Here is a 24,802-nt window from a genome sequence, read left to right as displayed (position 1 = left end):
CAGAGAATTACTTGGCCTTCTCGAGGATCTCGACGATGCGCCAGCGCTTGGTGGCGGACAGCGGACGCGTCTCCATCAGGAGGACGCGGTCGCCGACGCCGGCAGCGTTCTGCTCGTCGTGCGCCTTGAGCTTGTTCGTACGGCGGATGACCTTGCCGTACAGCGCGTGCGTCACGCGGTCCTCGACAGCGACGACGACGGTCTTGTCCATCTTGTCGCTGACGACCAGACCCTGACGGGTCTTGCGGAAGCCGCGCGCGGCCTTCGTCTCTTCAGTCACGTTGCTCTCGCTCATCAGGCGCTCTCCACCGTCTCGATGCCCAGCTCGCGCTCACGCATGAGGGTGTAGATCCGCGCGATGTCCTTACGGACGGCCTTGAGCCGACCGTGGTTCTCGAGCTGGCCCGTCGCCGCCTGGAAGCGGAGGTTGAACAGCTCTTCCTTGGCCTCGCGAAGCTTGTTGACAAGCTCCTCGTTGCCCAGCTCGCGCAGCTCGGACGCCTTGGTACCGGCCGACATCACGACTCACCTGCCTCGCGCCGGACGATGCGGCACTTCATCGGAAGCTTGTGAGCAGCGCGGGTGAGCGCCTCACGAGCAATCTTCTCGTTCGGGTACGACAGCTCGAACATGACGCGTCCGGGCTTGACGTTGGCGACCCACCACTCCGGCGAACCCTTACCGGAACCCATGCGGGTCTCGGCAGGCTTCTTGGTGAGGGGGCGGTCCGGGTAGATGTTGATCCAGACCTTGCCGCCACGCTTGATGTGACGCGTCATGGCGATACGAGCGGCCTCGATCTGACGGTTCGTCACGTACGCCGGGGTCAGCGCCTGGATGCCGTACTCGCCGAACGCAACCTGCGTGCCACCCTTGGACATACCGCTGCGCTTCGGGTGGTGCTGCTTGCGGTGCTTGACCCTACGGGGGATCAGCATTTCGGTCAGGCCTCCGTTCCGGTGCTCTCAGCAGCCGGAGCAGCGGCGGGCGCCTCGGCCTTGGGGGCCTCGGCGGCCGGAGCCGACTGCTGCGGCTTGCGACCGCGACCGCCACGCTCGCCACCGCGGCCACCACGGGCCGGGCGGTCGTTGCCACCACGGGCCGGGCGGTTGCCGGCGCGGGCAGCGGCGTTCTCGGCGCGGACCTCGGCGATGTTCTTGACGTCGCCCTTGTAGATCCAGACCTTCACGCCGATGCGGCCGAAGGTCGTCTTGGCCTCGAAGAAGCCGTAGTCCACGTTGGCGCGGAGCGTGTGCAGGGGCACACGGCCCTCGCGGTAGAACTCCGAGCGCGACATCTCGGCGCCACCGAGGCGGCCACCACACTGGATCTTGATGCCCTTGGCGCCCGCCTTCATCGCCGACTGCATGCTCTTACGCATGGCGCGACGGAAGGAGACGCGGGAGGACAGCTGCTCCGCGACGGCCTGGGCCACGAGCTGAGCGTCGACCTCGGGGTTCTTGACCTCGAGGATGTTCAGCTGGACCTGCTTGCCCGTGAGCTTCTCGAGGTCACCGCGGATGCGGTCGGCCTCGGCGCCACGGCGGCCGATGACGATGCCGGGACGAGCGGTGTGGATGTCCACACGCACGCGGTCACGGGTGCGCTCGATCTCAACCTTCGAGATGCCGGCGCGCTCCATGCCGGACGTCATCATCCGACGGATGGCGACGTCTTCCTTGACGTAGTCCTTGTACAGCTTGTCGGCGTACCAACGCGACTTGAAGTCGGTCGTGACACCGAGCCGGAACCCGTGCGGGTTTACCTTCTGGCCCATTACCGGGTTCCTTCCTTGCTGCTGACGACCACGGTGATGTGGCTGGTCCGCTTACGGATCCGGTAGGCACGGCCCTGAGCACGCGGACGGAACCGCTTCAGGGTCGGGCCCTCATCCACGTACGCCTCGCTGATGACCAGCGAAGAGGCGTCGGTGTGGTCGTAGTTGTGCGCGGCGTTGGCAATGGCGCTGTCCAGCACCTTGCCGACCGGCACGCTCGCGGCCTGCGGGGCGAAACGCAGGACCGCCTGAGCCTCCGTGGCATCCATGCCACGGATGAGGTCCACCACGCGGCGGGCCTTCATGGGCGTGACGCGGATGTACCGCGCCTGGGCCCTGGCTTCCATGGTTGTCCCTTCGGTGTTAGTCATAGTCGTTCCACCCCGCACTAGCGGCGCTTCGACTTCCGGTCGTCCTTGACGTGGCCGCGGAAGGTGCGAGTCGGCGAGAACTCGCCGAGCTTGTGGCCGACCATCGACTCGGTGACGAACACCGGGATGTGGGTCTTGCCGTTGTGCACCGCGATCGTGTGACCCAGCATGCTGGGAATGATCATCGAGCGACGGGACCAGGTCTTGATGACGTTCTTGGAACCGGCTTCGTTCTGAGCGTCCACCTTCTTTACGAGGTGGTCGTCGACGAAGGGCCCCTTCTTGAGACTGCGCGGCATCTAAACCCGCTCCTAGCGCTTCTTGTTCGACTTGCGGCGACGGACGATGTACTTGTTGCTCGCCTTGTTGCGATCACGAGTACGACCCTCCTTCTTGCCCCACGGCGAGACCGGGTGACGACCACCGGAGGTCTTGCCTTCACCACCACCGTGCGGGTGGTCGACCGGGTTCATCACGACACCACGCACGGTCGGGCGGACGCCCTTCCAGCGCATACGGCCGGCCTTGCCCCAGTTGATGTTCGACTGCTCGGCGTTGCCGACCTCGCCGATGGTGGCGCGGCAGCGGACGTCGACCAGGCGGATCTCACCGGACGGCATGCGAAGGTGCGCCATGGCGCCTTCCTTCGCGAGCAGCTGCACGGAGGCACCCGCGGAGCGGGCGAACTTCGCGCCGCCGCCGGGCCGCAGCTCGATGGCGTGGATCGTCGTACCCACGGGGATGTTGCGCAGCGCCATGTTGTTGCCGGGCTTGATGTCGGCACCGGGGCCGCTCTCAATCCGGTCACCCTGCTGCGTGCCGCGCGGGGCGAGGATGTAGCGCTTCTCGCCGTCCGCGTAGTGCAGCAGCGCGATGCGCGCCGTGCGGTTGGGGTCGTACTCGATGTGCGCGACCTTGGCCGGCACGCCGTCCTTGTCGTGGCGACGGAAGTCGATCACGCGGTAGGCGCGCTTGTGGCCACCACCCTGGTGGCGAACGGTCACACGACCGGAATTGTTACGGCCGCCCTTGCTGTGCAGCGGGCGAACCAGCGACTTCTCCGGCGTGGACCGCGTTACCTCGACGAAGTCGGCTACGGAGGAGCCACGACGGCCCGGCGTAGTCGGCTTGTACTTGCGGATTCCCATTTCTCAGTCCTCGTCCGATATTCGGACCAGGGCGCTCCGTTAGGAGGCCTGGCCGAAGATGTCGATACGGTCGCCCTCAGCAAGGGTCACGATGGCGCGCTTGGTGTCGGCACGCTTGCCGAACCCGGTGCGCGTACGCTTCCGCTTGCCCTGACGGTTGATCGTGTTGACGCCGGTGACCTTGACCGAGAAGACCGCCTCGACGGCCTGCTTGATCTGGGTCTTGTTGGCGCCCGGAGCCACGATGAACGTGTACTTGCCCTCGTCGAGCAGCGCGTACGACTTCTCGGAGACGACCGGCTTGACGAGGACGTCGCGCGGGTCCGAGAAGGACTTGCTCAGCGGGGTGGGCTCAACGGCGATCTTGCCCTCGGTCGCGATGCGCTTCGCCTTGGCGACGCGCGCGGCCTTGGCGGCCTTCGCGGCCTTGGACGCGATGCTCTGGTGACGGATAGCCATCAGGCTTCGCTCCCTTCGGTCTCATCGGCCTTGGTGGGGCCAGACACGAAGGACTCGAAGGCGGCCTTGGTGAAGACCACGTCGTCCGAGACGAGCACGTCGTACGTGTTCAGCTGGCCCGGCTCCAGGATGTGCACCTGGGGCAGGTTGCGGGCGGAGAGCAGCGAAGCCTCGTCCGAGCGCTCGATGACCAGGAGCACGTTCTTGCGCTCACTGACCTTGCCGAGCAGGCTCTTCGCGGCCTTCGTCGAGATCTCGCCCTCGACCACGCCGGAGACGACGTGGATGCGGGAGTTGCGCGCCCGGTCGGTGAGGGCGTGACGCAGAGCGGCAGCCTTCATCTTCTTGGGAGTGCGCTGGGAGTAGTCACGCGGCACGGGGCCGTGGACGACGCCACCGCCGGCGAACTGCGGCGCACGGGTCGAACCCTGGCGCGCGCGGCCGGTGCCCTTCTGGCGGTAAGGCTTCTTGCCACCACCACGGACTTCGCCGCGGGTCTTGGTCTTGTGCGTGCCCTGACGGGCCGCGGCCAGCTGAGCGACGACGACCTGGTGGATCAGCGGGATGCTGATCTTCTCGACGTCGAAGATCTCCGCGGGGAGCTCGACCGTCCCGGTCTTGTCGCCTGCCGGCGAAAGGATGTCAATGGTGCTCATGGGTTACCTCAGGCCCCCTTGGCCGCGGTACGGACCAGGACGAGGCCGCCGTTCGGACCAGGAACCGCGCCCTTGATGAGCAGCAGGCCCTTCTCCGCGTCAACGGCGTGGACGGTCAGGTTCTGGGTGGTGACCCGCTCGTTGCCCATGCGACCCGCCATGCGCATGCCCTTGAAGACACGGCCGGGGGTGGCACAGCCACCGATGGAACCGGGCTTGCGGTGCACGCGGTGGGCACCGTGGGAGGCCTTGCCACCGTGGAAGTTGTGACGCTTCATCACACCGGCGAAGCCCTTGCCCTTGCTCTTGCCGGTGACGTCGACCTTGATACCGGCCTCGAACGTCTCGGCAGTCAGCTCCTGGCCGAGGGTGTACTCGCTGGCACCAGCGGTACGGATCTCGACGAGGTGGCGACGGGGGGTCACGTCGGCCTTGGCGAAGTGGCCCTTGAGGGGCTTGTTCACCTTGCGCGGGTCGATCTCGCCGAAGGCGATCTGGACCGACTCGTAGCCGTCGCTGTCATTCGTACGGACCTGGGTAACGACGCAGGGCCCGGCCTTGACCACGGTCACCGGGACGACACGGTTGTTCTCGTCCCAGACCTGGGTCATGCCGAGCTTCTCGCCCAGGATGCCCTTGATCTGCTTGGTCATCTTCTTCGCGCCCTTCAGAGCTTGATCTCGATGTCAACGCCGGCCGGAAGGTCCAGGCGCATCAGCGAGTCAACGGTCTTGGGGGTCGGGTCGAGGATGTCGATCAGGCGCTTGTGCGTGCGCATCTCGAAGTGCTCGCGAGAGTCCTTGTACTTGTGCGGCGACTTGATGACGCAGTACACGTTCTTCTCAGTGGGCAGCGGCACCGGGCCCGCGACCGACGCACCAGTGCGGGTCACCGTCTCGACGATCTTCTTCGCCGAGGAGTCGATGACCTCGTGGTCGTAGGCCTTGAGCCGGATGCGGATCTTCTGTCCCGCCATGGCTACTTAGTAGTCCTTCGTCTCGAACGCTCTGGCTCCCGGGAGGCCCTTTTTTCTACCTCCTCCGACCCACGCGGTCGGGCGTGTCGCAGTCCCGCTCACACAGTTCTCCCGAAGGAGTTCCCTGCTAGGGGCTGCGGCCCTCGCTGACCGCGGGTCCGGGGGAAGAAACCCACCGGGCGCCTGGCCGAGCAACCGCACCGCACTTCCCGAAAGATTCCCGTACGTCCGCCCCAGCGCTGCCGTCCAGGTCCTCGCGGACCCGTGGGGCAGATAAGGCGACGAGTACTGTGGGACTCGCTTCCGGTCCTCCCGGCGGGAGGCGCGCAGCATCGGCACTCAACCGAGCAACCAGGACAGTCTGCCATACGGGGCACGTGTGGTGCCAATCGAGCGGAAGACATTACCCGCTGAGTGACGGAGATCAAACCCGGGGCGGGCGCGACGCGCCGGTGACGGCTTCGGGGAGGGTGGACGGGTGAGCGACGCAACCTCCCCCGCCCCCCGCTTCCTCCCCCGGAAGTACATCAACCCCCGCTTCGAGGAGGACGTGGCCTTCTCATACGTGAGCGGCCCGCCCGAGTACGCGGAGGAGACGACCCGCCCGGTCCGGTACGTGGCCGTGGCGGACGACGACGGCACCGTCACCACCTACGTGTGGGCGTGCGACGAGGACGACGCGGCGGGCTGGATCATACGGAGGGACGCGGGGACGCGGGCGGTGAACGCGGGCGGCGTGTGGCTGCGCCGCCTACGGGCCGGCAAGGAGCGGGGCGTACCGCCGACGAGAGTGCTGCAGGAGCTGACCAGCGAGGCCCTGGGGGCGCTCCCGGGCTCACTCACGACCTCCCCGGACCTGGCCTCCCTCTACGCCCTGGCGGACCAGCCCTACCGCCGCACCGTGTGGAGGTCGTGCCGTGCGGCGCTCCAGGGCCTGGCGATCGGCGACGCGATGGGCCGCCCGCTCTCCGGGCTGGGGCTGGACCGCATCACCGCCGTCTACGGCCCCTGGCAATCGATGGAGCTCCCTCTCTCCTCCGACGGCACGGTACGGGTCTCGGACCAGACGCAGCTGACGCTGGCGGTAGGGGAGGCGCTGGCGGAGGTGGCGGTACGGGCCCCGTTGCCGGAGGCAGAGGCGAGGCAGGCGCTCACGGTACGGGGCGCCGTCCCTGCCCCACCCTGGCTGACCCCCGGGGCGGTGACGACGGCCCTGCGCACCCACCTGATCGGTTGGCACCGCTCCCCGGACAACGACCGCTCCCCCGGCCGTACGACGCGGGAATCCTGCGAGGCGCTGTCGACCCCGGTCCCCTGGCAACAGGCGACGGCGACCGGCTCGAAGGGCTGCGCGGCGGTGGTACGAGCGGCGACGGTGGGCCTGGCGCCGTACCTGACCCCCGACCAACGCTCGGGAATCGCCCAACTACAGGCAGCCCTCACCCACGCCCACCCCACAGCCCTGGCGGCAAGTGACCTGGCGTCGCACGCGGTGGACCTGCTGAGGCACCGCTGCAAGCCTGCCGACCTGCTCGGCGAGCTGCGTCTGTACGCGTCGGCGTCCCGCCACACGTACCGCGCGGACTGGCTGGGCGACCTGGCGCCCCGGGCCGAGGCGGTGTCGTTCATCGCGGCGGGCTGGGACGAGTGCGTGGCGGTGCTGGACGCGGTGGAGGCGGCGCTGGGGAGCGACACGGATCCGGGCGCGGCGGTGGGTACGGCGTGGACGGCGGAGACGGTGCTGGGCGGCGCCCTGTACGCGTTCCTGTCGACGGGGGCGCACCCGCGCCAGGCCCTGCGCCGGGCGGCGCACACCTCCGGCCCCTCGGCGGCGACGGCGGCCCTGGCGGGGGCGCTGGCGGGAGCGCACCGAGGCCCGTCGGGGTGGCCTCCGGAGTGGGTGGAGGCGGTGGAGTACGGGGAGCGGTTGGGGGCGCTGGGCGGGGCGTGGGACCGGGACTGAGTCAGCGCCGGGCGGCGTGGGCAAGGAAGGCGGCCCAGGCGGTGCCGCTGAGGGCGAGGCGAGGGCCTGACGTCTGCTTCGAGTCGCGGACGTGGACGGCGCGGGGGGCGTGGGCGACCTCTACGCAGTCACCCTCGTTCCCGTCGCTGCTGTAGCTGCTCTTGAACCAGGCCAGCTCGGGAACGCCTTGCGCGGCAGCCTTGCGGATCATGTCTCTCCCAGCACTTGCTCGATGAAGGTCAGCGTCTCCCGTGGCGAGAGTGCCTCGGCTCGGATGATTCCGTACCGCATCTCAAGGATGCGGAGCTGCTTCGGGCACGTCACAGGACGACCGTTGAAGGCGCCTTCTGAACGCCCCACTGCTGTGCCGTCCCGGAACTTCAGCACCTCGATCTTCCCGTCCATCCCCGGATGAGCTTCGCGGTACGTCGGCATCCCTGGACAAACGCAGGACAGTGACCGTACGCGGCCGTCATGTCACTGCGCAGCGTAAGAGTCAGGGGCCACGCTGAGTGACGTGAACCAGGAAACCGCCGAACTCCCCCACATCGCCCGTCACTTCAGCGTCCTGCTCTCCCCCACGCCTCGCGGAGCCCGCCTCGCACGACTTCTCGCAACCGAGCAGTTTCGTTCGTGGGGGCTCCCCCTGGACCCGGCCCGCCACATCGTCGCGGAGCTCGCCGCCAACGCCGCAGCCCACGGCCGTGTACCGGGCCGCGACTTCCGACTCGCACTGCACGCCACTGCGGAAGCGCTCCGCATCGAGGTCACAGACACGCACCCCGAATGCCTGCCCATCCCCCGCCCCGCATCCCCCGACGCCGAATCGGGGCGTGGCCTGCTCCTCGTAGAAGCGCTGGCACACCGCTGGGGAGTAACGGAGGACCGCTTTCCGCGCAAGACGGTGTGGGCGGAACTGAGCCTCACGCCACCGGAGCCCGACCCCCCGTGCTCCGGTACCGCCGGTGCCTTTTCCCAAGGAACGTAAGACGGAGAAGAGACACCCCACCAAACCCCACCAGGCCCCGCCAGGGGCGGCTCACTCCCCCGGGTGAACATCCCCGGCTCGGCTGGCTTTCCGGCCCCCCAATGGCCCTACTCTCAGCCCCAGCAGCCGAACAACAACACCAGACATGCGACGGCCCCCGCCGGGACGGCAATCCCGAGGCGAGGGCCTGACCACCGAGGAAGAAAGCACCTTCCCGATGGACACCCAAAACCCTAGCGCGCCCCCGCGCGCCCAGTCCGCTTCTGGCGGCAATCAATCCCACGCACGGGCGACCCGACACCCCCGCAGCCGAACGGACACGCGTCGACGGCCCAACGCCTCCGCACCCACGTCCGGAATCACGCACGAGAACACCCGCCACACCACGCGCTTCACGGTGATCGGCAACCACCTCACCCAGCACCGGGAGCTCTCCCTCCTGGCGATCGGCCTGGGCTGCCACATCCAGTCGCTGCCAGCCGGATCCCGGGTCGACATCAAGAGCCTCACCACCCGTTTCCCGGAGGGCGCGGCCCGCATCGCCGCGGCCCTGCGCGAGCTGGAGACCCACGGCTACCTGCGCCGCGAGCGCGAACGCACCCCCGCCGGCCGCATCATCACCCGCACGACGTCCTGCAACCACCCACAGGTGGCGGCTCAGCGCGCCCCCACCGCACCACGCAGGCAGCCCGCCACCGTCTCAGCCCCACCCACGCCCGGCGAGCCCCCGCACGCACCCCGCAAGCACCTCCGCTCCCTCCCTGCCGTACCGCACCCCTCCTCCCCCACCCCGGCCCTCCTCCAACAGGCCGCTGACACCCTTACGGACCTACGCCACCAAGCCCCCCACCTGCTCCTCACCGCCCTAGAAACCGCCCACCTCACCCCTGGCGTAGCCGCCTGGCTGGAACGAGAAGCCACTCCGGCCTCCGTACACCACGCCCTGACCCATTCCCTCCCACCCGATGGCCCCCGCCACCCCGCCGCTCTCCTGTCCCACCGACTGACAGCCCTGATCCCACCCTCACCCCCGTTCCACGCCCCGCAGCCCACCCGCCATCCACTCCAGAACTGCGAAACCTGCGACCGCGCCTACCGAGCCCCAGAACCGGGCCGCTGCCGCGACTGCACCGAGAACGGAGCCGGGAGGAAACCCTGACCCCACAGCCCGGCCACGCCCACGAACTGGTCCCCCGCCCCGCCCAGACCCTGGATGCCCTGCACGCCGCCCTCGCAGTCGTCGCCCCGGCCCGCCTGCCGGAAATGCAGCGAACCAAGGACGAAGCCTTGGCCAAGGCTGCCGCATGGCAGTCCCTCAGCCCCGTGCAGGGCTGGGTCCTGACCTGGGCCAGGGACATCGAGATCGCCCGCCGCCCCGACCTTTCCACGCGGCACGCCCGCGCCACGCGGGACCTCGAACACGAGGACGCCACCGTCGCCCGTGAAGCCCTGCGCGAGCTGAGCGCCGTCCTGGACAACGCCATGAAGGCGGTGCAGGGCTCCGGACAATCACCGCCCCGGCCGAGAGGCGACCTAGCATGAACGTGACGACCCTTGGCCCCCGGGCACAGACGAGGAGCGCACGCCATGACCGTCACGCCGCACAGTGCACGACAGGGCAGCTCCCAGTACCAGGCGATGCGGGACGCCGTCGTGCAGCTCGGGGACGCCCTTCCGGGCAAGTTTGAGATCACCCAGGAAGGGATCGTCCACGACATGCTGTCGCCCGTTGGACCCCACGAGCTGACTGCGCTGCGCCTACGGAAGCGCCTGGAGAAGGTGATGCCGGAGGAGCTGGTGGCCCACACGGGGACGCCTGATGTGGAGGACGAACCCGGGGGGATCATGCGGCACCCGGACATCATGGTGATCGCCGAGGCGGACATGGAGGTGCCGGAGGCCTTCGACCCTCGTACGCTCATCGCCGCGATCGAGATCGTTTCGCGCTCCAACCCGGACAACGACTGGGTGAGCAAGATGCGGGACTACCCGCTGCTCGGCATCCCCGTTTACGCGATCTTCGACCCACGCACCGGTACGGGTGCCGTCCTCACCGACATCCACGCCACCCCGCAGGGTCCGCGCTATGCGACCCGTAAGGACTTCGTCTACGGCGAGGACGTCACCATCGCAGAGTGGACGATTCCGACCGAGTCCCTGCCTCGCTACCAGTAGGCCGCTGAGGCGTCGAAACGGCCGCGTCCACGCGAAAGGGCCCGTACGACCGAAGTCGTACGGGCCCTTCCGTTACTGCGTGTCCTGCGATGCGCTCAGTTCAGAGCAACCGGGTTACCCCGATCCGCAAGCAAGTCGGGAGGACTTACTTGTTGATCTTGGTGACCTGGCCGGCGCCGACGGTCCGGCCACCCTCACGGATGGCGAACTTCAGGCCCTCTTCCATCGCGACGGGCTGGATGAGCTCAACGGTCATCTCAGTGTTGTCGCCCGGCATGACCATCTCGGTGCCCTCGGGGAGGGTCACGACGCCGGTCACGTCGGTGGTGCGGAAGTAGAACTGCGGGCGGTAGTTGTTGAAGAACGGGGTGTGACGGCCACCCTCGTCCTTCGACAGGATGTAGGCCTGGGCCTCGAACTCGGTGTGCGGCGTGACCGAACCGGGCTTGATGATGACCTGGCCGCGCTCGACGTCCTCGCGCTTGATGCCACGGAGGAGCAGACCGACGTTCTCACCGGCCTGGCCCTCGTCGAGCAGCTTGCGGAACATCTCGATGCCGGTGACCGTGGTGGTGGTCTTCTCGGTCTTGATGCCGATGATGTCGACGGTCTCGTTGACCTTGAGGACACCACGCTCGATACGACCGGTGACGACCGTGCCACGACCGGTGATCGTGAAGACGTCCTCGATCGGCATGAGGAACGGCTTGTCGACGTCGCGCTCCGGCTCCGGGATCGCGGAGTCGACGGCGGCCATGAGCTCGAGGACGGAGTTGCCCCACTCCTTGTCGCCCTCGAGCGCCTTGAGCGCCGAGACCTTGACGACCGGAACGTCGTCGCCCGGGAACTCGTACTCGGAGAGGAGCTCACGGACCTCGAGCTCGACGAGCTCCAGGATCTCCTCGTCGTCCACCATGTCGGCCTTGTTCAGGGCGACAACGATGTAGGGAACGCCGACCTGGCGGGCCAGGAGCACGTGCTCCTTGGTCTGCGGCATCGGGCCGTCGGTGGCGGCAACCACGAGGATCGCGCCGTCCATCTGCGCGGCACCCGTGATCATGTTCTTGATGTAGTCCGCGTGACCGGGGCAGTCGACGTGGGCGTAGTGACGCGCCTCGGTCTGGTACTCGACGTGCGCGATCGAGATCGTGATACCGCGCTGGCGCTCCTCGGGAGCCTTGTCGATCTGGTCGAAGGCCGAGGCCTCGTTCAGGTCGGGGTACGCGTCGTGCAGCACCTTGGTAATGGCGGCCGTGAGGGTCGTCTTACCGTGGTCAATGTGACCGATGGTGCCGATGTTGACGTGCGGCTTAGTCCGCTCGAACTTCGCCTTCGCCACTGGGTCCTCCTGTGGAGTGGTTCTGTACGCCTTGCTTCATCGGCGCCAGGTGATCTTTGCTGGGAAGCCAGCCGCCGGGGTTCTCGCCCTGCGGGGTCGAACCCCGGCGGATGGTGTCAAGCCTAAAGCGTGAACTCGGGTGAGTTACTCGCCCTTGGCCTTCGCGATGATCTCCTCGGCGACGTTCCGCGGAACCTCGGCGTAGGAGTCGAACTGCATTGAGTAGCTTGCGCGACCCGACGTCTTGCTGCGGAGGTCTCCGACGTAGCCGAACATCTCCGAGAGGGGCACGAGGCCCTTCACGACGCGAGCGCCGCTGCGCTCCTCCATGGCCTGGATCTGGCCACGGCGGGAGTTGATGTCGCCGATGACATCGCCCATGTAGTCCTCGGGCGTGGTGACCTCGACGGCCATCATCGGCTCGAGCAGCACGGGGGACGCCTTGCGCGCGGCCTCCTTGAAGGCCTGCGAACCGGCGATCTTGAAGGCGAGCTCCGAGGAGTCGACCTCGTGGTAGGCACCGTCGATGAGCGTGACGCGGACGCCCGTCATCTCGTAGCCCGCGAGGATGCCGAACTGCATGGCTTCCTGCGCACCGGCGTCGACCGACGGGATGTACTCCCGCGGGATGCGGCCACCGGTGACCTTGTTGACGAACTCGTACGACGCGTCGCCATCGAGGATCGGCTCGATCGCGATCTGCACCTTGGCGAACTGACCGGTACCACCGGTCTGCTTCTTGTGCGTGAAGTCGACGCGCTCGACGGCCTTGCGGATCGTCTCGCGGTACGCCACCTGCGGCTTGCCGACGTTCGCCTCGACGCGGAACTCGCGCTTCATGCGGTCGACGAGCACCTCGAGGTGGAGCTCACCCATACCACCGATGATGGTCTGGCCGGTCTCCTCGTCCGAGTGGACGCGGAAGGAGGGGTCCTCCTCCGAGAGACGCTGGATGGCGACACCCAGCTTCTCCTGGTCGCCCTTGGACTTCGGCTCGATGGCGACCTCGATCACCGGGGCCGGGAAGTCCATGGACTCCAGGATGACCGGAGCCTTGTCGTCGGAGAGCGTCTCACCCGTGGTGGTCTGCTTCAGGCCCATGACGGCGACGATGTCACCGGCGCCCACCGACTCGATCTCCTCACGCTTGTTCGCGTGCATGCGGTAGATCTTGCCGATGCGCTCCTTCTTGCCCTTGACGGAGTTCAGCACCGCGGTGCCGGAGTCCAGGCGACCGGAGTAGATCCGGACGAAGGTGAGCTTGCCGAGGTGCGGGTCGCTCGCGATCTTGAACGCGAGGGCCGACAGCGGCTCGTCGTCGGACGGCTTGCGCTTGACGACCAGCTCCGGGTCCTTGACGTCGTGGCCCTCGATGGCCTCGACGTCCAGGGGGGAGGGAAGGTAGCGCACGACCGCGTCGAGCAGGGGCTGGACGCCCTTGTTCTTGAACGCGGTACCGCAGAAGACGGGGGTGACGGTGGTGTCGCCGCCCTTGCCGGAGGCGATGGTGATGCGACGGATCGCCGCGTACAGCTGCTCCTCGGTGGGCTCCTGGCCCTCCAGGTACAGCTCCATCATCTCTTCGTCGTTCTCCGCGACGGCCTCGAGCAGCTTGCCGCGGTACTCCTCGGCAGCCTCGGTGTGCGTGTCGGGGATGTCGACGATGTCGTAGGCCTCGCCCATCTTGGTCTCTGCGGACCAGACGAAGGCCTTCATGGTGACGAGGTCGACGACGCCCTTGAAGTCAGCCTCTGCGCCGATGGGCAGCTGCATGACGATCGGGGTCGCACCGAGGCGGTCGACGATCATGTCGACACAACGGTGGAACTCGGCACCGGTGCGGTCGAGCTTGTTGACGAAGCAGATACGCGGGACGCCGTAACGGTCCGCCTGACGCCACACGGTCTCGGACTGGGGCTCGACGCCGGCAACGCCGTCGAACACCGTCACGGCACCGTCGAGCACGCGGAGCGAACGCTCCACCTCGACGGTGAAGTCGACGTGGCCCGGGGTGTCGATGATGTTGATCGTGTGATCGACGTCGTTCAGCGGCCAGTGACAGGTGGTGGCAGCAGAGGTGATCGTGATGCCACGCTCCTGCTCCTGCTCCATCCAGTCCATCGTGGCGGCACCGTCGTGGACCTCACCGATCTTGTACGACACACCGGTGTAGAACAGGATCCGCTCGGTGGTCGTCGTCTTGCCCGCGTCGATGTGGGCCATGATGCCGATGTTGCGCACCTTGGCCAGGTCAAGTGAAGTGGTAGCCATGTCGGCTCAGTCTTCTCTCGGTCTCGATGGGGGTAGCGACTACCAGCGGTAGTGCGCGAAGGCCTTGTTGGACTCGGCCATCTTGTGGGTGTCCTCGCGCTTCTTCACAGCGGCACCGAGGCCGTTGGAGGCGTCGAGGAGCTCGTTGAGCAGACGCTCGGTCATGGTCTTCTCGCGACGGGCGCGGGAGTAACCGACGAGCCAGCGCAGGGCGAGCGTGTTCGCACGGCCCGGCTTGACCTCGATCGGGACCTGGTAGGTCGCGCCACCGACACGGCGGGACTTGACCTCGAGGGTCGGCTTGATGTTCTCGAGCGCGCGCTTCAGCGTGATGACCGGGTCGTTGCCGGTCTTCTCGCGCAGGCCCTCCATGGCGCCGTACACGATGCGCTCGGCGGTGGAGCGCTTGCCGTTCAGCAGCACCTTGTTGATGAGGGAGGTCACCAGAGGAGAACCGTAGACCGGGTCGATGATGACCGGGCGCTTCGGGGCGGGGCCCTTACGAGGCATTCTTACTTCTCCTTCTTGGCGCCGTAGCGGCTGCGGGCCTGCTTGCGGTTCTTGACACCCTGGGTGTCGAGGGAACCGCGGATGATCTTGTAACGAACACCAGGCAGGTCCTTCACACGGCCACCACGCACGAGCACGATGGAGTGCTCCTGCAGGTTGTGTCCCTCACCCGGAATGTAGGCCGTGACCTCGATCCCGGAGGTCAGACGCACACGCGCGACCTTACGGAGGGCCGAGTTCGGCTTCTTCGGGGTGGTCGTGAACACACGCGTGCAGACGCCACGGCGCTGGGGCGAACCCTCAAGTGCGGGCGTCTTGTTCTTCTCGACCTTGTCCTGCCGGCCCTTACGGACCAGCTGCTGGATCGTAGGCACTACTTCTCCGGTTTCTGTGTGCCGAATAGTAAAGCTAACCCGGAACGTCGCCGACCCACGCGGTCGGGTGTGTCGAATGCTGCAGACTCCCGCCGCAAGGCGGAAAGGGGCGCAGATTACGGTGGCCTTTCTCGGACTCCCGCAGCGGCTGATGACACGCGCGCGAGCCCAGGCACACCCCAGGCACAAGGTCTGAGCGTACCTACCTCATCGAGTCTGGTCAAAACAAATGCGATGGGGGGCGACACGCCGGACATCTGCAGATCAAGCCTGCCGCAGAAAGTCCTTGATCAATTGGACATCCGCCCGATCCGGCATGCCCGCACATACCTGTGGACTGCTTCCGCAGAACGCGTGCCAGTACCGGCGGTACAGCCAACGCCGGCACGATCGATGGCCCATCCCGCCCTTCGCGCACGAAACAGCCACGTACGCCCCGTAGACCAGCGTGAAGGGCGCCTCCCGGCCATGGGCCACCAGACCGAACGCCGAAGGGCGCCCACCCCCAAAGGAAGCGGACGCCCTTCAGCAGACATGGGACCTACTGGTTGTACGGCCCGTAGTCGTAGTCCTCCAGCGGAACGGCCTGGCCGGAGCCCGTGCCGAACGGGGAGTAGTCGATGTCGTCGTAGCCGACGGCCGAGTACATCGCGGCCTTGGCCTCCTCGGTCGGCTCGACCCGGATGTTGCGGTAGCGGGACAGACCCGTACCGGCCGGGATGAGCTTACCGATGATGACGTTCTCCTTGAGGCCGATGAGGCTGTCGGACTTGGCGTTGATCGCCGCATCCGTCAGGACTCGGGTCGTCTCCTGGAAGGAGGCGGCCGACAGCCAGGATTCCGTCGCCAGCGAGGCCTTGGTGATACCCATCAGCTGCGGACGGCCGGAGGCCGGGTGGCCGCCTTCCGTGACCACACGACGGTTCTCGGTCTCGAACTTCGAGCGCTCGACGAGCTCGCCCGGCAGCAGCTCCGCGTCGCCGGACTCGATGATCGTCACACGGCGCAGCATCTGCCGGATGATGATCTCGATGTGCTTGTCGTGGATCGACACACCCTGCGAGTTGTAGACCTTCTGGACCTCGCCGACCAGGTGGACCTGGACCGCGCGCTGACCGAGGATCCGCAGCACGTCGTGCGGGTTCGTCGCACCGAAGGTGAGCTTCTGGCCCACCTCGACGTGGTCGCCCTCGCGCACCAGGACCTTGGCACGCTTCGAGATCGGGAACGCCGTCTCGTCGCTGCCGTCGTCCGGGGTGACGACGATCTTCTTGGTCTTTTCCGTCTCTTCGATGCGGACACGGCCCGCGGCCTCGGAGATCGGGGCGACACCCTTCGGCGTACGAGCCTCGAAGAGCTCGACGACACGGGGCAGACCCTGGGTGATGTCGTCACCGGCCACACCACCGGTGTGGAAGGTACGCATCGTCAGCTGCGTGCCGGGCTCACCGATGGACTGGGCGGCGATGATGCCGACCGCCTCACCGATGTCGACCAGCTTGCCGGTGGCGAGCGAACGGCCGTAGCAGAAGGCACAGGTGCCGACCGCGGACTCACAGGTCAGGACCGAGCGGGTCTTGACCTCCTCGACGCCGTTGGCGACCAGGGCGTCGATGAGGACGTCACCGAGGTCGACGTTGGCCGGCGCGATGACCTTGCCGTCGATGACGACGTCCTCGGCCAGCATGCGGGCGTAGACCGAGGTCTCGACGTTCTCCGTCTTGCGGAGCACACCGTCCTCGCCCTTGACCGCGATCTTGAGCTTCAGACCGCGCTCGGTGCCACAGTCCTCCTCGCGAATGATGACGTCCTGCGAGACGTCGACCAGACGACGGGTGAGGTAACCGGAGTCGGCGGTACGGAGAGCCGTGTCCGCCAGACCCTTACGGGCACCGTGCGTGGAGATGAAGTACTCGAGAACGGTCAGGCCCTCACGGAACGAGGCCTTGATCGGACGCGGGATCGTCTCGTTCTTCGCGTTCGACACCAGACCACGCATACCGGCGATCTGACGCATCTGCATCATGTTTCCTCGGGCACCCGAGTCAACCATCATGAAGATGGGGTTCGTCTTCGGGAAGTTCGCGTTCATCGCCTCGGCAACCTCGTTGGTCGCCTTGGTCCAGATCGCGATGAGCTCCTGCGTGCGCTCGTCCTTGGTGATCAGACCGCGCTCGTACTGCTTCTGGACCTTCTCGTCCTGGGCCTCGTAGCCCGCGACGATCTCCTTCTTGGCCGCGGGGACCACGACGTCGGAGATGGCCACGGTGACGCCGGAACGGGTCGCCCAGTAGAAGCCCGCCGCCTTCAGGTTGTCGAGCGTCGCCGCCACGATGACCTTGGGGTAGCGCTCGGCGAGGTCGTTGACGATCTCGGAGAGCTGCTTCTTGCCGACCGAGTAGTCGACGAACGGGTAGTCCTCGGGCAGCAGCTCGTTGAAGAGCGCGCGGCCCAGGGACGTACGCAGCCGGAAGCTGTCGCCCTGCTGGTACGGCCGCTCCTCGACACCGTCGTCGCCCGCCTCGGAGACCGGCGGGGTCCAGCCGCGCGGCGGGATGGTGCCCACCGGGAAGCGGATGTCGACGGTCGACTGCAGCGCGAGCTCACCGGCGTCGAACGCCATGATCGCCTCGGCCGTGGAGCCGAACGCACGGCCCTCGCCCTTGGTGTCACGGAGCTCACCGTCGGTGGTCAGGAAGAACAGACCGAGGACCATGTCCTGGGTCGGCATCGTGACCGGACGGCCGTCGGCCGGCTTGAGGATGTTGTTCGAGGACAGCATCAGGATGCGGGCCTCGGCCTGCGCCTCCGCGGAGAGCGGCAGGTGCACGGCCATCTGGTCACCGTCGAAGTCCGCGTTGAACGCGGTGCAGACGAGCGGGTGGATCTGAATGGCCTTGCCCTCGACCAGCTGCGGCTCGAAGGCCTGGATGCCGAGGCGGTGCAGCGTGGGCGCACGGTTCAGCAGAACCGGGTGCTCGGCGATGACCTCTTCGAGGACGTCGTACACGACCGTGCGGCCGCGCTCGACCATCCGCTTGGCGCTCTTGATGTTCTGCGCGTGGTTCAGGTCGACCAGGCGCTTCATCACGAACGGCTTGAAGAGCTCCAGCGCCATGGCCTTCGGCAGACCACACTGGTGCAGCTTCAGCTGCGGACCGACGACGATCACGGAACGCGCGGAGTAGTCCACACGCTTGCCGAGCAGGTTCTGACGGAATCGACCCTGCTTGCCCTTGAGCATGTCGGACAGCGACTTCAGCGGACGGTTGCCGGGGCCCGTCACCGGGCGACCACGACGGCCGTTGTCGAAGAGCGCGTCGACGGCCTCCTGGAGCATGCGCTTCTCGTTGTTCACGATGATCTCGGGCGCACCGAGGTCGAGAAGGCGCTTCAGGCGGTTGTTGCGGTTGATCACGCGGCGGTACAGGTCGTTCAGGTCGGAGGTCGCGAAGCGGCCACCGTCCAGCTGCACCATCGGACGCAGGTCCGGCGGGATGACCGGCACGCAGTCCAGCACCATGCCCTTGGGGCTGTTGCTGGTCTGCAGGAACGCGGAGACGACCTTGAGGCGCTTGAGCGCACGGGTCTTCTTCTGGCCCTTGCCGGTACGGATGATCTCGCGGAGGCGCTCGGCCTCCTCGTCGAGGTCGAAGGACTCCAGGCGCTTCTGCAGCGCCGCGGCACCCATCGAGCCGTCGAAGTACGTGCCGAAGCGGTCACGCAGCTCGCGGTAGAGCAGCTCGTCGCCCTCGAGGTCCTGGACCTTGAGGTTCTTGAAGCGGTTCCACACCTCGTCGAGACGGTCGATCTCGCGCTGCGCACGGTCGCGCAGCTGCTTCATCTCACGCTCGGCGCCCTCGCGCACCTTGCGGCGCACGTCGGCCTTGGCACCCTCGGCCTCGAGCTCGGCCAGGTCGGTCTCGAGCTTCTTGGCGCGGGCCTCCAGGTCGGAGTCGCGACGGTTCTCGATCTGCTGACGCTCGACGGAGACGTGCGCCTCCAGGGACGGCAGGTCGCGGGTGCGACGCTCCTCGTCCACGAACGTGATCATGTACGCCGCGAAGTAGATGACCTTCTCGAGGTCCTTCGGGGCGAGGTCGAGCAGGTAGCCGAGGCGCGACGGGACGCCCTTGAAGTACCAGATGTGCGTGACAGGGGCGGCCAGCTCAATGTGGCCCATCCGCTCACGACGCACCTTGGCGCGAGTGACCTCGACGCCGCAGCGCTCACAGATGATGCCCTTGAAGCGGACACGCTTGTACTTGCCGCAGTAGCACTCCCAGTCCCGGGTCGGACCGAAGATCTTCTCGCAGAAGAGTCCGTCCTTCTCGGGCTTCAGGGTGCGGTAGTTGATGGTCTCCGGCTTCTTGACCTCGCCGTGGGACCACTGTCGGATGTCGTCCGCGGTGGCAAGGCCGATCCGCAGCTCGTCGAAGAAGTTGACGTCGAGCACTTTGTCGTCAATCCCTCTTTCGGGGTCGAGTCTCAATCATGGTCTGAACGGGTCCGGGGAGAGCCGGCCGGATACGCGATCCGGCCGGCCAACCCGTCAGACCTCTTCGACGCTGCTCGGCTCGCGCCGGGACAGGTCGATGCCGAGCTCCTCCGCCGCGCGGAAGACGTCCTCGTCGGTGTCGCGCATCTCGATGGACATGCCGTCCGAGGACAGCACCTCCACGTTGAGGCACAGGGACTGCATTTCCTTGATGAGCACCTTGAAGGACTCGGGAATGCCGGGCTCGGGGATGTTCTCGCCCTTGACGATGGCCTCGTAGACCTTCACGCGGCCGGTCACGTCGTCGGACTTGATCGTCAGCAGCTCCTGGAGGGCGTACGCGGCGCCGTATGCCTCCAGCGCCCACACCTCCATCTCACCGAAGCGCTGGCCACCGAACTGTGCCTTACCACCCAGCGGCTGCTGGGTGATCATCGAGTACGGACCGGTCGAACGAGCGTGGAGCTTGTCGTCGACCAGGTGGTGCAGCTTGAGGATGTACATGTACCCGACCGAGATCGGGTCCGGGAACGGCTCGCCGGAGCGGCCGTCGAACAGCTGCGCCTTGCCGGACGGGAGCACCATGCGCTCGCCGTCGCGGTTCGGGATGGTGTGCTGCAGCAGACCGGCGAGCTCGTCCTCACGCGCACCGTCGAAGACGGGGGTGGCGACGTTCGTGCCGGGGTCGACCTGGTCGGCGCCGATGGCCTGCAGGCGCTGCGCCCACTCGTCCGCGAGGCCGGAGACGTCCCAGCCGCGGCTGGCGAGCCAGCCGAGGTGGATCTCCAGGACCTGTCCCGGGTTCATTCGGGACGGCACACCCAGCGGGTTCAGGATGATGTCGACCGGAGTTCCGTCCTCGAGGAACGGCATGTCCTCGATCGGAAGGATCTTCGAGATGACACCCTTGTTGCCGTGACGGCCGGCCAGCTTGTCGCCGTCCGTGATCTTGCGCTTCTGCGCCACGTAGACACGAACCAGCTGGTTCACGCCCGGCGGCAGCTCGTCGCCCTCTTCACGGTCGAAGACGCGGACGCCGATGACCTTGCCGATCTCGCCGTGCGGCACCTTCAGGGAGGTGTCACGGACCTCGCGCGCCTTCTCACCGAAGATCGCGCGGAGCAGGCGCTCCTCCGGCGTCAGCTCGGTCTCACCCTTGGGCGTGACCTTGCCGACGAGGATGTCGCCGGCGACGACCTCGGCACCGATACGGATGATGCCGCGCTCGTCGAGGTCGGCGAGGACCTCTTCGGAGACGTTCGGGATGTCCCGGGTGATCTCCTCCGGGCCGAGCTTGGTGTCACGGGCGTCGACCTCGTGCTCCTCGATGTGGATCGAGGAGAGGACGTCGTCCTGCACGAGGCGCTGCGACAGGATGATCGCGTCCTCGTAGTTGTGACCCTCCCACGGCATGAACGCCACGAGCAGGTTCTTGCCGAGGGCCATCTCGCCCTCTTCGGTCGCGGGACCGTCGGCCAGGACCTGGCCCTCGATCACGCGGGCGCCCTCGTCGACGACAACCTTCTGGTTGACGGAGGTGCCCTGGTTCGACCGGGAGAACTTGGCGATGCGGTACGTGGTGTACGTGCCGTCGTCGTTGGTCACCGTGACGTAGTCCGCGGAGACCTCCTGGACCACACCGGCCTTCTCGGCCTTGATCACGTCACCGGCGTCGACCGCGCAGCGGTACTCCATGCCGGTGCCGACGAGGGGAGCCTCGGCGGTGATCAGCGGCACGGCCTGACGCATCATGTTCGCGCCCATGAGGGCACGGTTGGCGTCGTCGTGCTCCAGGAAGGGGATCATCGCGGTCGCGACCGACACCATCTGGCGCGGCGAGACGTCCATGTAGTCGACGTCCGTGCCGGGCACGTAGTCGATCTCTCCGCCACGACGGCGGATCAGGACGCGGGCCTCGGCGAAGTGGAGGTCGTCCGTCAGCGGGGCGTTGGCCTGCGCGATGACGAAGCGGTCCTCCTCGTCGGCCGTCAGGTAGTCGACGTCGTCGGTGACCTGGCCGTCGACGACCTTGCGGTACGGCGTCTCGACGAAGCCGAACGCGTTGACGCGGCCGTACGAAGCCAGCGAACCGATCAGACCGATGTTCGGGCCTTCGGGCGTCTCAATGGGGCACATGCGGCCGTAGTGAGACGGGTGCACGTCACGGACCTCGAAGCCGGCCCGCTCACGGGACAGACCACCGGGACCCAGCGCCGAGAGACGACGCTTGTGCGTCAGACCCGACAGCGGGTTGTTCTGGTCCATGAACTGCGACAGCTGCGAGGTGCCGAAGAATTCCTTGATCGACGCCACGACCGGGCGAATGTTGATCAGGGTCTGCGGCGTGATCGCCTCGACGTCCTGGGTCGTCATGCGCTCGCGGACGACGCGCTCCATACGAGCCAGACCCGTGCGGACCTGGTTCTGGATGAGCTCGCCGACGTTGCGCAGACGACGGTTGCCGAAGTGGTCGATGTCGTCGGTCTCGACGACGATCGACGTGCCGCTGTCGCCAACGGTCTCGGTCTCACCGGCGTGCAGCTTCACCAGGTACTTGATCGAGGCGATGATGTCCTCGACCGTGAGGATGCCCGCGTCGAGCGGAGCGTCCGCACCCAGCTTCTTGTTGACCTTGTAGCGGCCGACCTTCGCGAGGTCGTAGCGCTTCGGGTTGAAGTAGAGGTTCTCGAGCAGCGTCTGAGCGGCCTCACGGGTCGGCGGCTCGCCCGGACGGAGCTTGCGGTAGATGTCGAGCAGCGCGTCGTCCTGGCCCTGGGTGTGGTCCTTCTCCAGGGTGGCGCGCATGGACTCGTACTCGCCGAACTCCTCGAGGATCTGCTCGGTCGTCCAACCGAGAGCCTTGAGCAGAACGGTGACCGACTGCTTGCGCTTGCGGTCGATGCGGACACCGACCATGTCGCGCTTGTCGATCTCCATCTCCAGCCAGGCACCCCGGGACGGGATGATCTTGGCGGAGAAGATGTCCTTGTCGGACGTCTTGTCGATCGAGGAATCGAAATACACACCGGGCGAACGGACCAGCTGCGACACAACGACACGCTCGGTGCCGTTGATGACGAAGGTGCCCTTGTTCGTCATGAGCGGGAAGTCGCCCATGAAGACCGTCTGAGACTTGATCTCGCCGGTCTCGTTGTTGGTGAACTCGGCGGTGACGAAGAGCGGGGCGGCGAACGTGAAGTCGCGCTCCTTGCACTCGTCGATCGAGTTCTTCGGAGGCTCGAAACGGTGGTCGCGGAACGTCAGGGACATCGACCCGGAGAAGTCCTCGATCGGGGAGATCTCCTCGAAGATCTCCTCCAGACCGGACTTGGTGGGGACGTCCTGTCCGCTTTCCAGAGCCGCCTCGACACGAGCCTTCCACGCGTCATTGCCGAGCAGCCAGTCAAAGCTCTCGGTCTGCAGCGCAAGAAGGTTCGGAACCTCGAGGGGCTCCTTGATCTTTGCAAAGGAGATGCGCAGCGGGGCGGTGCTGGCGCCGTTGTTCGTATTCGCGGTCGAGGCAGTGCGCGAGGCGGCCAAGAGGGGGTCCTTCCGAGGGCTCGGACTCACTACGCGCGTACCGGTCCCAGGCTGGACACAGAGACGGACATCCCAGGTCAGGGAGGTTCGGATCCACAGTGCTCAAGCGAGGGCATGCCCCTGGTGACGGGCAGGAGGCAGCTAACAGGCAGCGCAAAGGGTCAGTGTAGCCACTCGGCCCACTGATGTCCAGTGCGGGTTTTTGAAGACCCTCGTTGTTCTCAACCCCTGCTGCAAGCCACGCCCTCGATGCACATCGATACTGCCCTCTTCGCCGCCGATCCATGCCTCGGATCCGGATCGTTGTGACGACGCGTCCTGAGAATTGCGCGCTGCGTGCGGTTCGTCAAGGCCCCCCTGCCCCGACATCACTCAGAGATCGTCACCGTCACGGGCCGTCCCGAGGGCACAACGAAGATCACCATACTCGCCGGGACCGACATCGCAAGGCACCCTCCGCGGGGCGCCCGTGAACGCCGAAAGGCGACCACCCACATGGGTGATCGCCTTTGGCGACCCGTGCGTTACAGCCTCAGCCGTACGAACGGGGAAGAGAGTCAGACGACTCGTGAGGTCACTTGACCTCGACGGAGGCGCCGGCGCCCTTGAGGGCCTCGGCGGCCTTCTCCGCGGCGTCCTTGGCGACCTTCTCGAGGACCGGCTTCGGGGTGCCGTCGACGAGGTCCTTGGCCTCCTTGAGACCCAGGGAGGTGAGCTCGCGCACGACCTTGATGACCTGGATCTTCTTCTCGCCGGCGCCCGTGAGGATGACGTCGAACTCGTCCTGCTCGGCCTCGGCCTCGGCCGGGGCGGCAGCGGCGCCACCGGCGGCAACGGCGACCGGAGCGGCGGCGGTGACGTCGAACTTCTCCTCGAAGGCCTTCACGAACTCGGCGAGCTCGATGAGCGTGAGCTCCTCGAACTGGGCAAGCAGGTCTTCCTGGCTGAGCTTCGCCATGATGGGCGATCCTTCCACTAATTCGGCTGGTGCCGGGTGTATATGAAGGCGGGCGTACGTTCGGCCCGCTGCGACCGGCGCCCTAGCGGGCGTCGATCAATGCGCGAGCCGAATTACTCGGCACCGCCCTGCTCGGCCTTCTTGGCACGAAGCGCCTCCGCGGTGCGGACGAACTTCGAGGGAAGCGCCTGGAAGAGCGCGGCAGCCTGCGACTGCTTGCCCTTCATGGCGCCCGCCAGCTTGGCGAGCAGAACCTCGCGGGACTCGAGGTCCGCGAGCTTCTTGAACTCATCGGCGGACAGCGCCTTGCCGTCAAGGACACCGCCCTTGATGACGAGGTTCGGGTTCTCCTTGGCGAAGTCACGAAGACCCTTCGCCGACTCCACCGGGTCACCGGTGACGAAGGCAACCGCCGTCGGACCCGTGAACAGGTCGTCGAGCGTGTTGATCCCGGCCTCGTTGGCCGCAATCTTGGTCAGCGTGTTCTTCACCACGGCGTACTCGGAGTTCTCACCGAGCGAACGGCGCAGCTGCTTGAGCTGGGCCACGGTGAGACCCCGGTACTCGGTCAGCACGGCGGCGTTCGAGCTGCGGAACTTGTCCGTGAGCTCGGCTACCGCGGCAGCCTTGTCGGGCGTCGGCATAGAGCGTCGGCCTCCTTCCGGGTGATGAGGACCGCTCAGAAGGGGCCGACAAAACGAAACGCCCCGGCGCAGGCGCACGGGGCGTGAGCTCAACCGAATCGCATGACGATTCAGGAGCACATCCACAGTCACCTGCGCGGGTCGTCCGCCGTTTC

At 66.8% G+C, this 24,802-nt stretch carries 25 protein-coding genes and 1 pseudogene; 5 read left to right on the top strand and 21 right to left on the bottom strand.

Features of this window, described 5'->3' with window-relative positions; genetic code table 11:
* Nucleotides 1–7: 7 nt before the first annotated feature.
* Genes rpsQ through rpsJ form a run of 11 tightly spaced genes read right to left on the bottom strand, consistent with a single transcriptional unit; the run spans nucleotide 8 to nucleotide 5,387 of the window.
* Nucleotides 8–295, bottom strand: a complete 288-nt coding sequence (gene rpsQ / locus DEJ49_RS22020) for a 30S ribosomal protein S17 (protein ID WP_150171090.1) — start codon at nucleotides 293–295, stop codon at nucleotides 8–10.
* Complete coding sequence (gene rpmC, locus DEJ49_RS22015) at nucleotides 295–519, bottom strand: 50S ribosomal protein L29 (protein ID WP_006347226.1); 225 nt, start codon at nucleotides 517–519, stop codon at nucleotides 295–297. Before rpmC ends, rpsQ begins: the two co-directional genes overlap by 1 nt.
* Nucleotides 519–938: a 50S ribosomal protein L16 gene (gene rplP / locus DEJ49_RS22010; protein WP_055698227.1), complete on the bottom strand. Its 420-nt coding sequence runs from the start codon at nucleotides 936–938 to the stop codon at nucleotides 519–521. Before rplP ends, rpmC begins: the two co-directional genes overlap by 1 nt.
* A 5-nt stretch (nucleotides 939–943) precedes the next feature.
* Nucleotides 944–1,777: a 30S ribosomal protein S3 gene (rpsC, locus tag DEJ49_RS22005; RefSeq protein ID WP_055564829.1), complete on the bottom strand. Its 834-nt coding sequence runs from the start codon at nucleotides 1,775–1,777 to the stop codon at nucleotides 944–946.
* Nucleotides 1,777–2,124, bottom strand: a complete 348-nt coding sequence (gene rplV, locus DEJ49_RS22000; RefSeq protein ID WP_004571827.1) for a 50S ribosomal protein L22 — start codon at nucleotides 2,122–2,124, stop codon at nucleotides 1,777–1,779. The genes rpsC and rplV overlap by 1 nt, the downstream gene beginning before the upstream one ends.
* Nucleotides 2,125–2,165: 41 nt before the next feature.
* The gene (gene rpsS, locus DEJ49_RS21995; RefSeq protein ID WP_069770399.1) at nucleotides 2,166–2,447 is read right to left on the bottom strand and encodes a 30S ribosomal protein S19; all 282 of its coding nucleotides are present in this window, start codon (nucleotides 2,445–2,447) and stop codon (nucleotides 2,166–2,168) included.
* A gap of 12 nt (nucleotides 2,448–2,459) precedes the next feature.
* On the bottom strand, nucleotides 2,460–3,296 hold the full coding sequence (rplB, locus tag DEJ49_RS21990; RefSeq protein WP_055564828.1) for a 50S ribosomal protein L2: 837 nt from the start codon (nucleotides 3,294–3,296) through the stop codon (nucleotides 2,460–2,462).
* A 39-nt stretch (nucleotides 3,297–3,335) separates the two neighbouring features.
* On the bottom strand, nucleotides 3,336–3,755 hold the full coding sequence (rplW, locus tag DEJ49_RS21985) for a 50S ribosomal protein L23 (RefSeq protein WP_055564827.1): 420 nt from the start codon (nucleotides 3,753–3,755) through the stop codon (nucleotides 3,336–3,338).
* Nucleotides 3,755–4,411 carry a 50S ribosomal protein L4 gene (rplD, locus tag DEJ49_RS21980; protein WP_150185742.1) on the bottom strand — a complete coding sequence of 219 codons (657 nt, stop codon included), beginning with the start codon at nucleotides 4,409–4,411 and terminating at the stop codon, nucleotides 3,755–3,757. Before rplD ends, rplW begins: the two co-directional genes overlap by 1 nt.
* Nucleotides 4,412–4,419: 8 nt before the next feature.
* A complete protein-coding gene (gene rplC, locus DEJ49_RS21975; RefSeq protein ID WP_030782583.1) occupies nucleotides 4,420–5,064 on the bottom strand; it encodes a 50S ribosomal protein L3 in 645 nt (214 codons plus the stop codon).
* A 14-nt stretch (nucleotides 5,065–5,078) separates the two neighbouring features.
* Nucleotides 5,079–5,387 carry a 30S ribosomal protein S10 gene (gene rpsJ, locus DEJ49_RS21970; protein WP_003948644.1) on the bottom strand — a complete coding sequence of 103 codons (309 nt, stop codon included), beginning with the start codon at nucleotides 5,385–5,387 and terminating at the stop codon, nucleotides 5,079–5,081.
* Between the two features lie 478 nt (nucleotides 5,388–5,865).
* On the opposite strand from rpsJ, the gene DEJ49_RS21965 reads away from it, so the two are divergent.
* The gene (locus DEJ49_RS21965) at nucleotides 5,866–7,350 is read left to right on the top strand and encodes an ADP-ribosylglycohydrolase family protein (protein WP_317850461.1); all 1,485 of its coding nucleotides are present in this window, start codon (nucleotides 5,866–5,868) and stop codon (nucleotides 7,348–7,350) included.
* Between the two features lies 1 nt (nucleotide 7,351).
* On the opposite strand, the gene DEJ49_RS21960 is transcribed toward DEJ49_RS21965, so the two are convergent.
* Both DEJ49_RS21960 and DEJ49_RS21955 read right to left on the bottom strand, forming a co-directional pair.
* Nucleotides 7,352–7,561, bottom strand: coding sequence for a DUF397 domain-containing protein (locus DEJ49_RS21960; RefSeq protein WP_150185741.1), 210 nt, complete (start codon nucleotides 7,559–7,561; stop codon nucleotides 7,352–7,354).
* A pseudogene (locus tag DEJ49_RS21955) lies at nucleotides 7,558–7,785 on the bottom strand (Scr1 family TA system antitoxin-like transcriptional regulator); the annotation flags it as partial. The pseudogene DEJ49_RS21955 and the gene DEJ49_RS21960, both read right to left, overlap by 4 nt.
* Before the next feature lie 82 nt (nucleotides 7,786–7,867).
* Here DEJ49_RS21955 and DEJ49_RS21950 point away from each other — a divergent pair.
* The 4 genes from DEJ49_RS21950 to DEJ49_RS21935 all read left to right on the top strand — a co-directional run bounded on the left by DEJ49_RS21950 (nucleotide 7,868) and on the right by DEJ49_RS21935 (nucleotide 10,513).
* Nucleotides 7,868–8,338 (top strand): ATP-binding protein, encoded by a 471-nt coding sequence (locus DEJ49_RS21950; protein ID WP_150185740.1) that lies wholly within the window; start codon nucleotides 7,868–7,870, stop codon nucleotides 8,336–8,338.
* A 217-nt stretch (nucleotides 8,339–8,555) separates the two neighbouring features.
* Entirely contained in the window at nucleotides 8,556–9,497 is a 942-nt protein-coding gene (locus DEJ49_RS21945) for a helix-turn-helix domain-containing protein (RefSeq protein WP_150185739.1), read from the top strand.
* A 128-nt stretch (nucleotides 9,498–9,625) separates the two neighbouring features.
* Nucleotides 9,626–9,880 carry a hypothetical protein gene (locus DEJ49_RS21940; RefSeq protein ID WP_317850460.1) on the top strand — a complete coding sequence of 85 codons (255 nt, stop codon included), beginning with the start codon at nucleotides 9,626–9,628 and terminating at the stop codon, nucleotides 9,878–9,880.
* Nucleotides 9,881–9,925: 45 nt separating this feature from the next.
* The gene (locus tag DEJ49_RS21935) at nucleotides 9,926–10,513 is read left to right on the top strand and encodes a Uma2 family endonuclease (protein WP_150185737.1); all 588 of its coding nucleotides are present in this window, start codon (nucleotides 9,926–9,928) and stop codon (nucleotides 10,511–10,513) included.
* A gap of 145 nt (nucleotides 10,514–10,658) precedes the next feature.
* On the opposite strand, the gene tuf is transcribed toward DEJ49_RS21935, so the two are convergent.
* The 8 genes from tuf to rplJ all read right to left on the bottom strand — a co-directional run bounded on the left by tuf (nucleotide 10,659) and on the right by rplJ (nucleotide 24,647).
* Nucleotides 10,659–11,852, bottom strand: a complete 1,194-nt coding sequence (gene tuf / locus DEJ49_RS21930; RefSeq protein WP_062775123.1) for an elongation factor Tu — start codon at nucleotides 11,850–11,852, stop codon at nucleotides 10,659–10,661.
* A gap of 144 nt (nucleotides 11,853–11,996) precedes the next feature.
* Complete coding sequence (gene fusA, locus DEJ49_RS21925; RefSeq protein ID WP_150185736.1) at nucleotides 11,997–14,123, bottom strand: elongation factor G; 2,127 nt, start codon at nucleotides 14,121–14,123, stop codon at nucleotides 11,997–11,999.
* Between the two features lie 39 nt (nucleotides 14,124–14,162).
* Nucleotides 14,163–14,633 (bottom strand): 30S ribosomal protein S7, encoded by a 471-nt coding sequence (rpsG, locus tag DEJ49_RS21920; protein WP_003974303.1) that lies wholly within the window; start codon nucleotides 14,631–14,633, stop codon nucleotides 14,163–14,165.
* Between the two features lie 2 nt (nucleotides 14,634–14,635).
* A complete protein-coding gene (gene rpsL, locus DEJ49_RS21915) occupies nucleotides 14,636–15,007 on the bottom strand; it encodes a 30S ribosomal protein S12 (protein ID WP_003948652.1) in 372 nt (123 codons plus the stop codon).
* 541 nt (nucleotides 15,008–15,548) lie between these two features.
* The gene (locus DEJ49_RS21910) at nucleotides 15,549–19,463 is read right to left on the bottom strand and encodes a DNA-directed RNA polymerase subunit beta' (protein WP_150185735.1); all 3,915 of its coding nucleotides are present in this window, start codon (nucleotides 19,461–19,463) and stop codon (nucleotides 15,549–15,551) included.
* Nucleotides 19,464–19,559: 96 nt separating this feature from the next.
* Nucleotides 19,560–23,045 (bottom strand): DNA-directed RNA polymerase subunit beta, encoded by a 3,486-nt coding sequence (rpoB, locus tag DEJ49_RS21905; protein WP_150185734.1) that lies wholly within the window; start codon nucleotides 23,043–23,045, stop codon nucleotides 19,560–19,562.
* A gap of 574 nt (nucleotides 23,046–23,619) precedes the next feature.
* Entirely contained in the window at nucleotides 23,620–24,003 is a 384-nt protein-coding gene (gene rplL / locus DEJ49_RS21895; RefSeq protein ID WP_150171067.1) for a 50S ribosomal protein L7/L12, read from the bottom strand.
* 113 nt (nucleotides 24,004–24,116) lie between these two features.
* On the bottom strand, nucleotides 24,117–24,647 hold the full coding sequence (gene rplJ / locus DEJ49_RS21890) for a 50S ribosomal protein L10 (protein ID WP_062780303.1): 531 nt from the start codon (nucleotides 24,645–24,647) through the stop codon (nucleotides 24,117–24,119).
* Nucleotides 24,648–24,802: the final 155 nt, after the last annotated feature.

It is taken from the genome of Streptomyces venezuelae, assembly GCF_008642335.1.
GTDB lineage: Bacteria > Actinomycetota > Actinomycetes > Streptomycetales > Streptomycetaceae > Streptomyces > Streptomyces venezuelae_F.
This window is presented reverse-complemented; position numbering and strand designations above follow the sequence as displayed.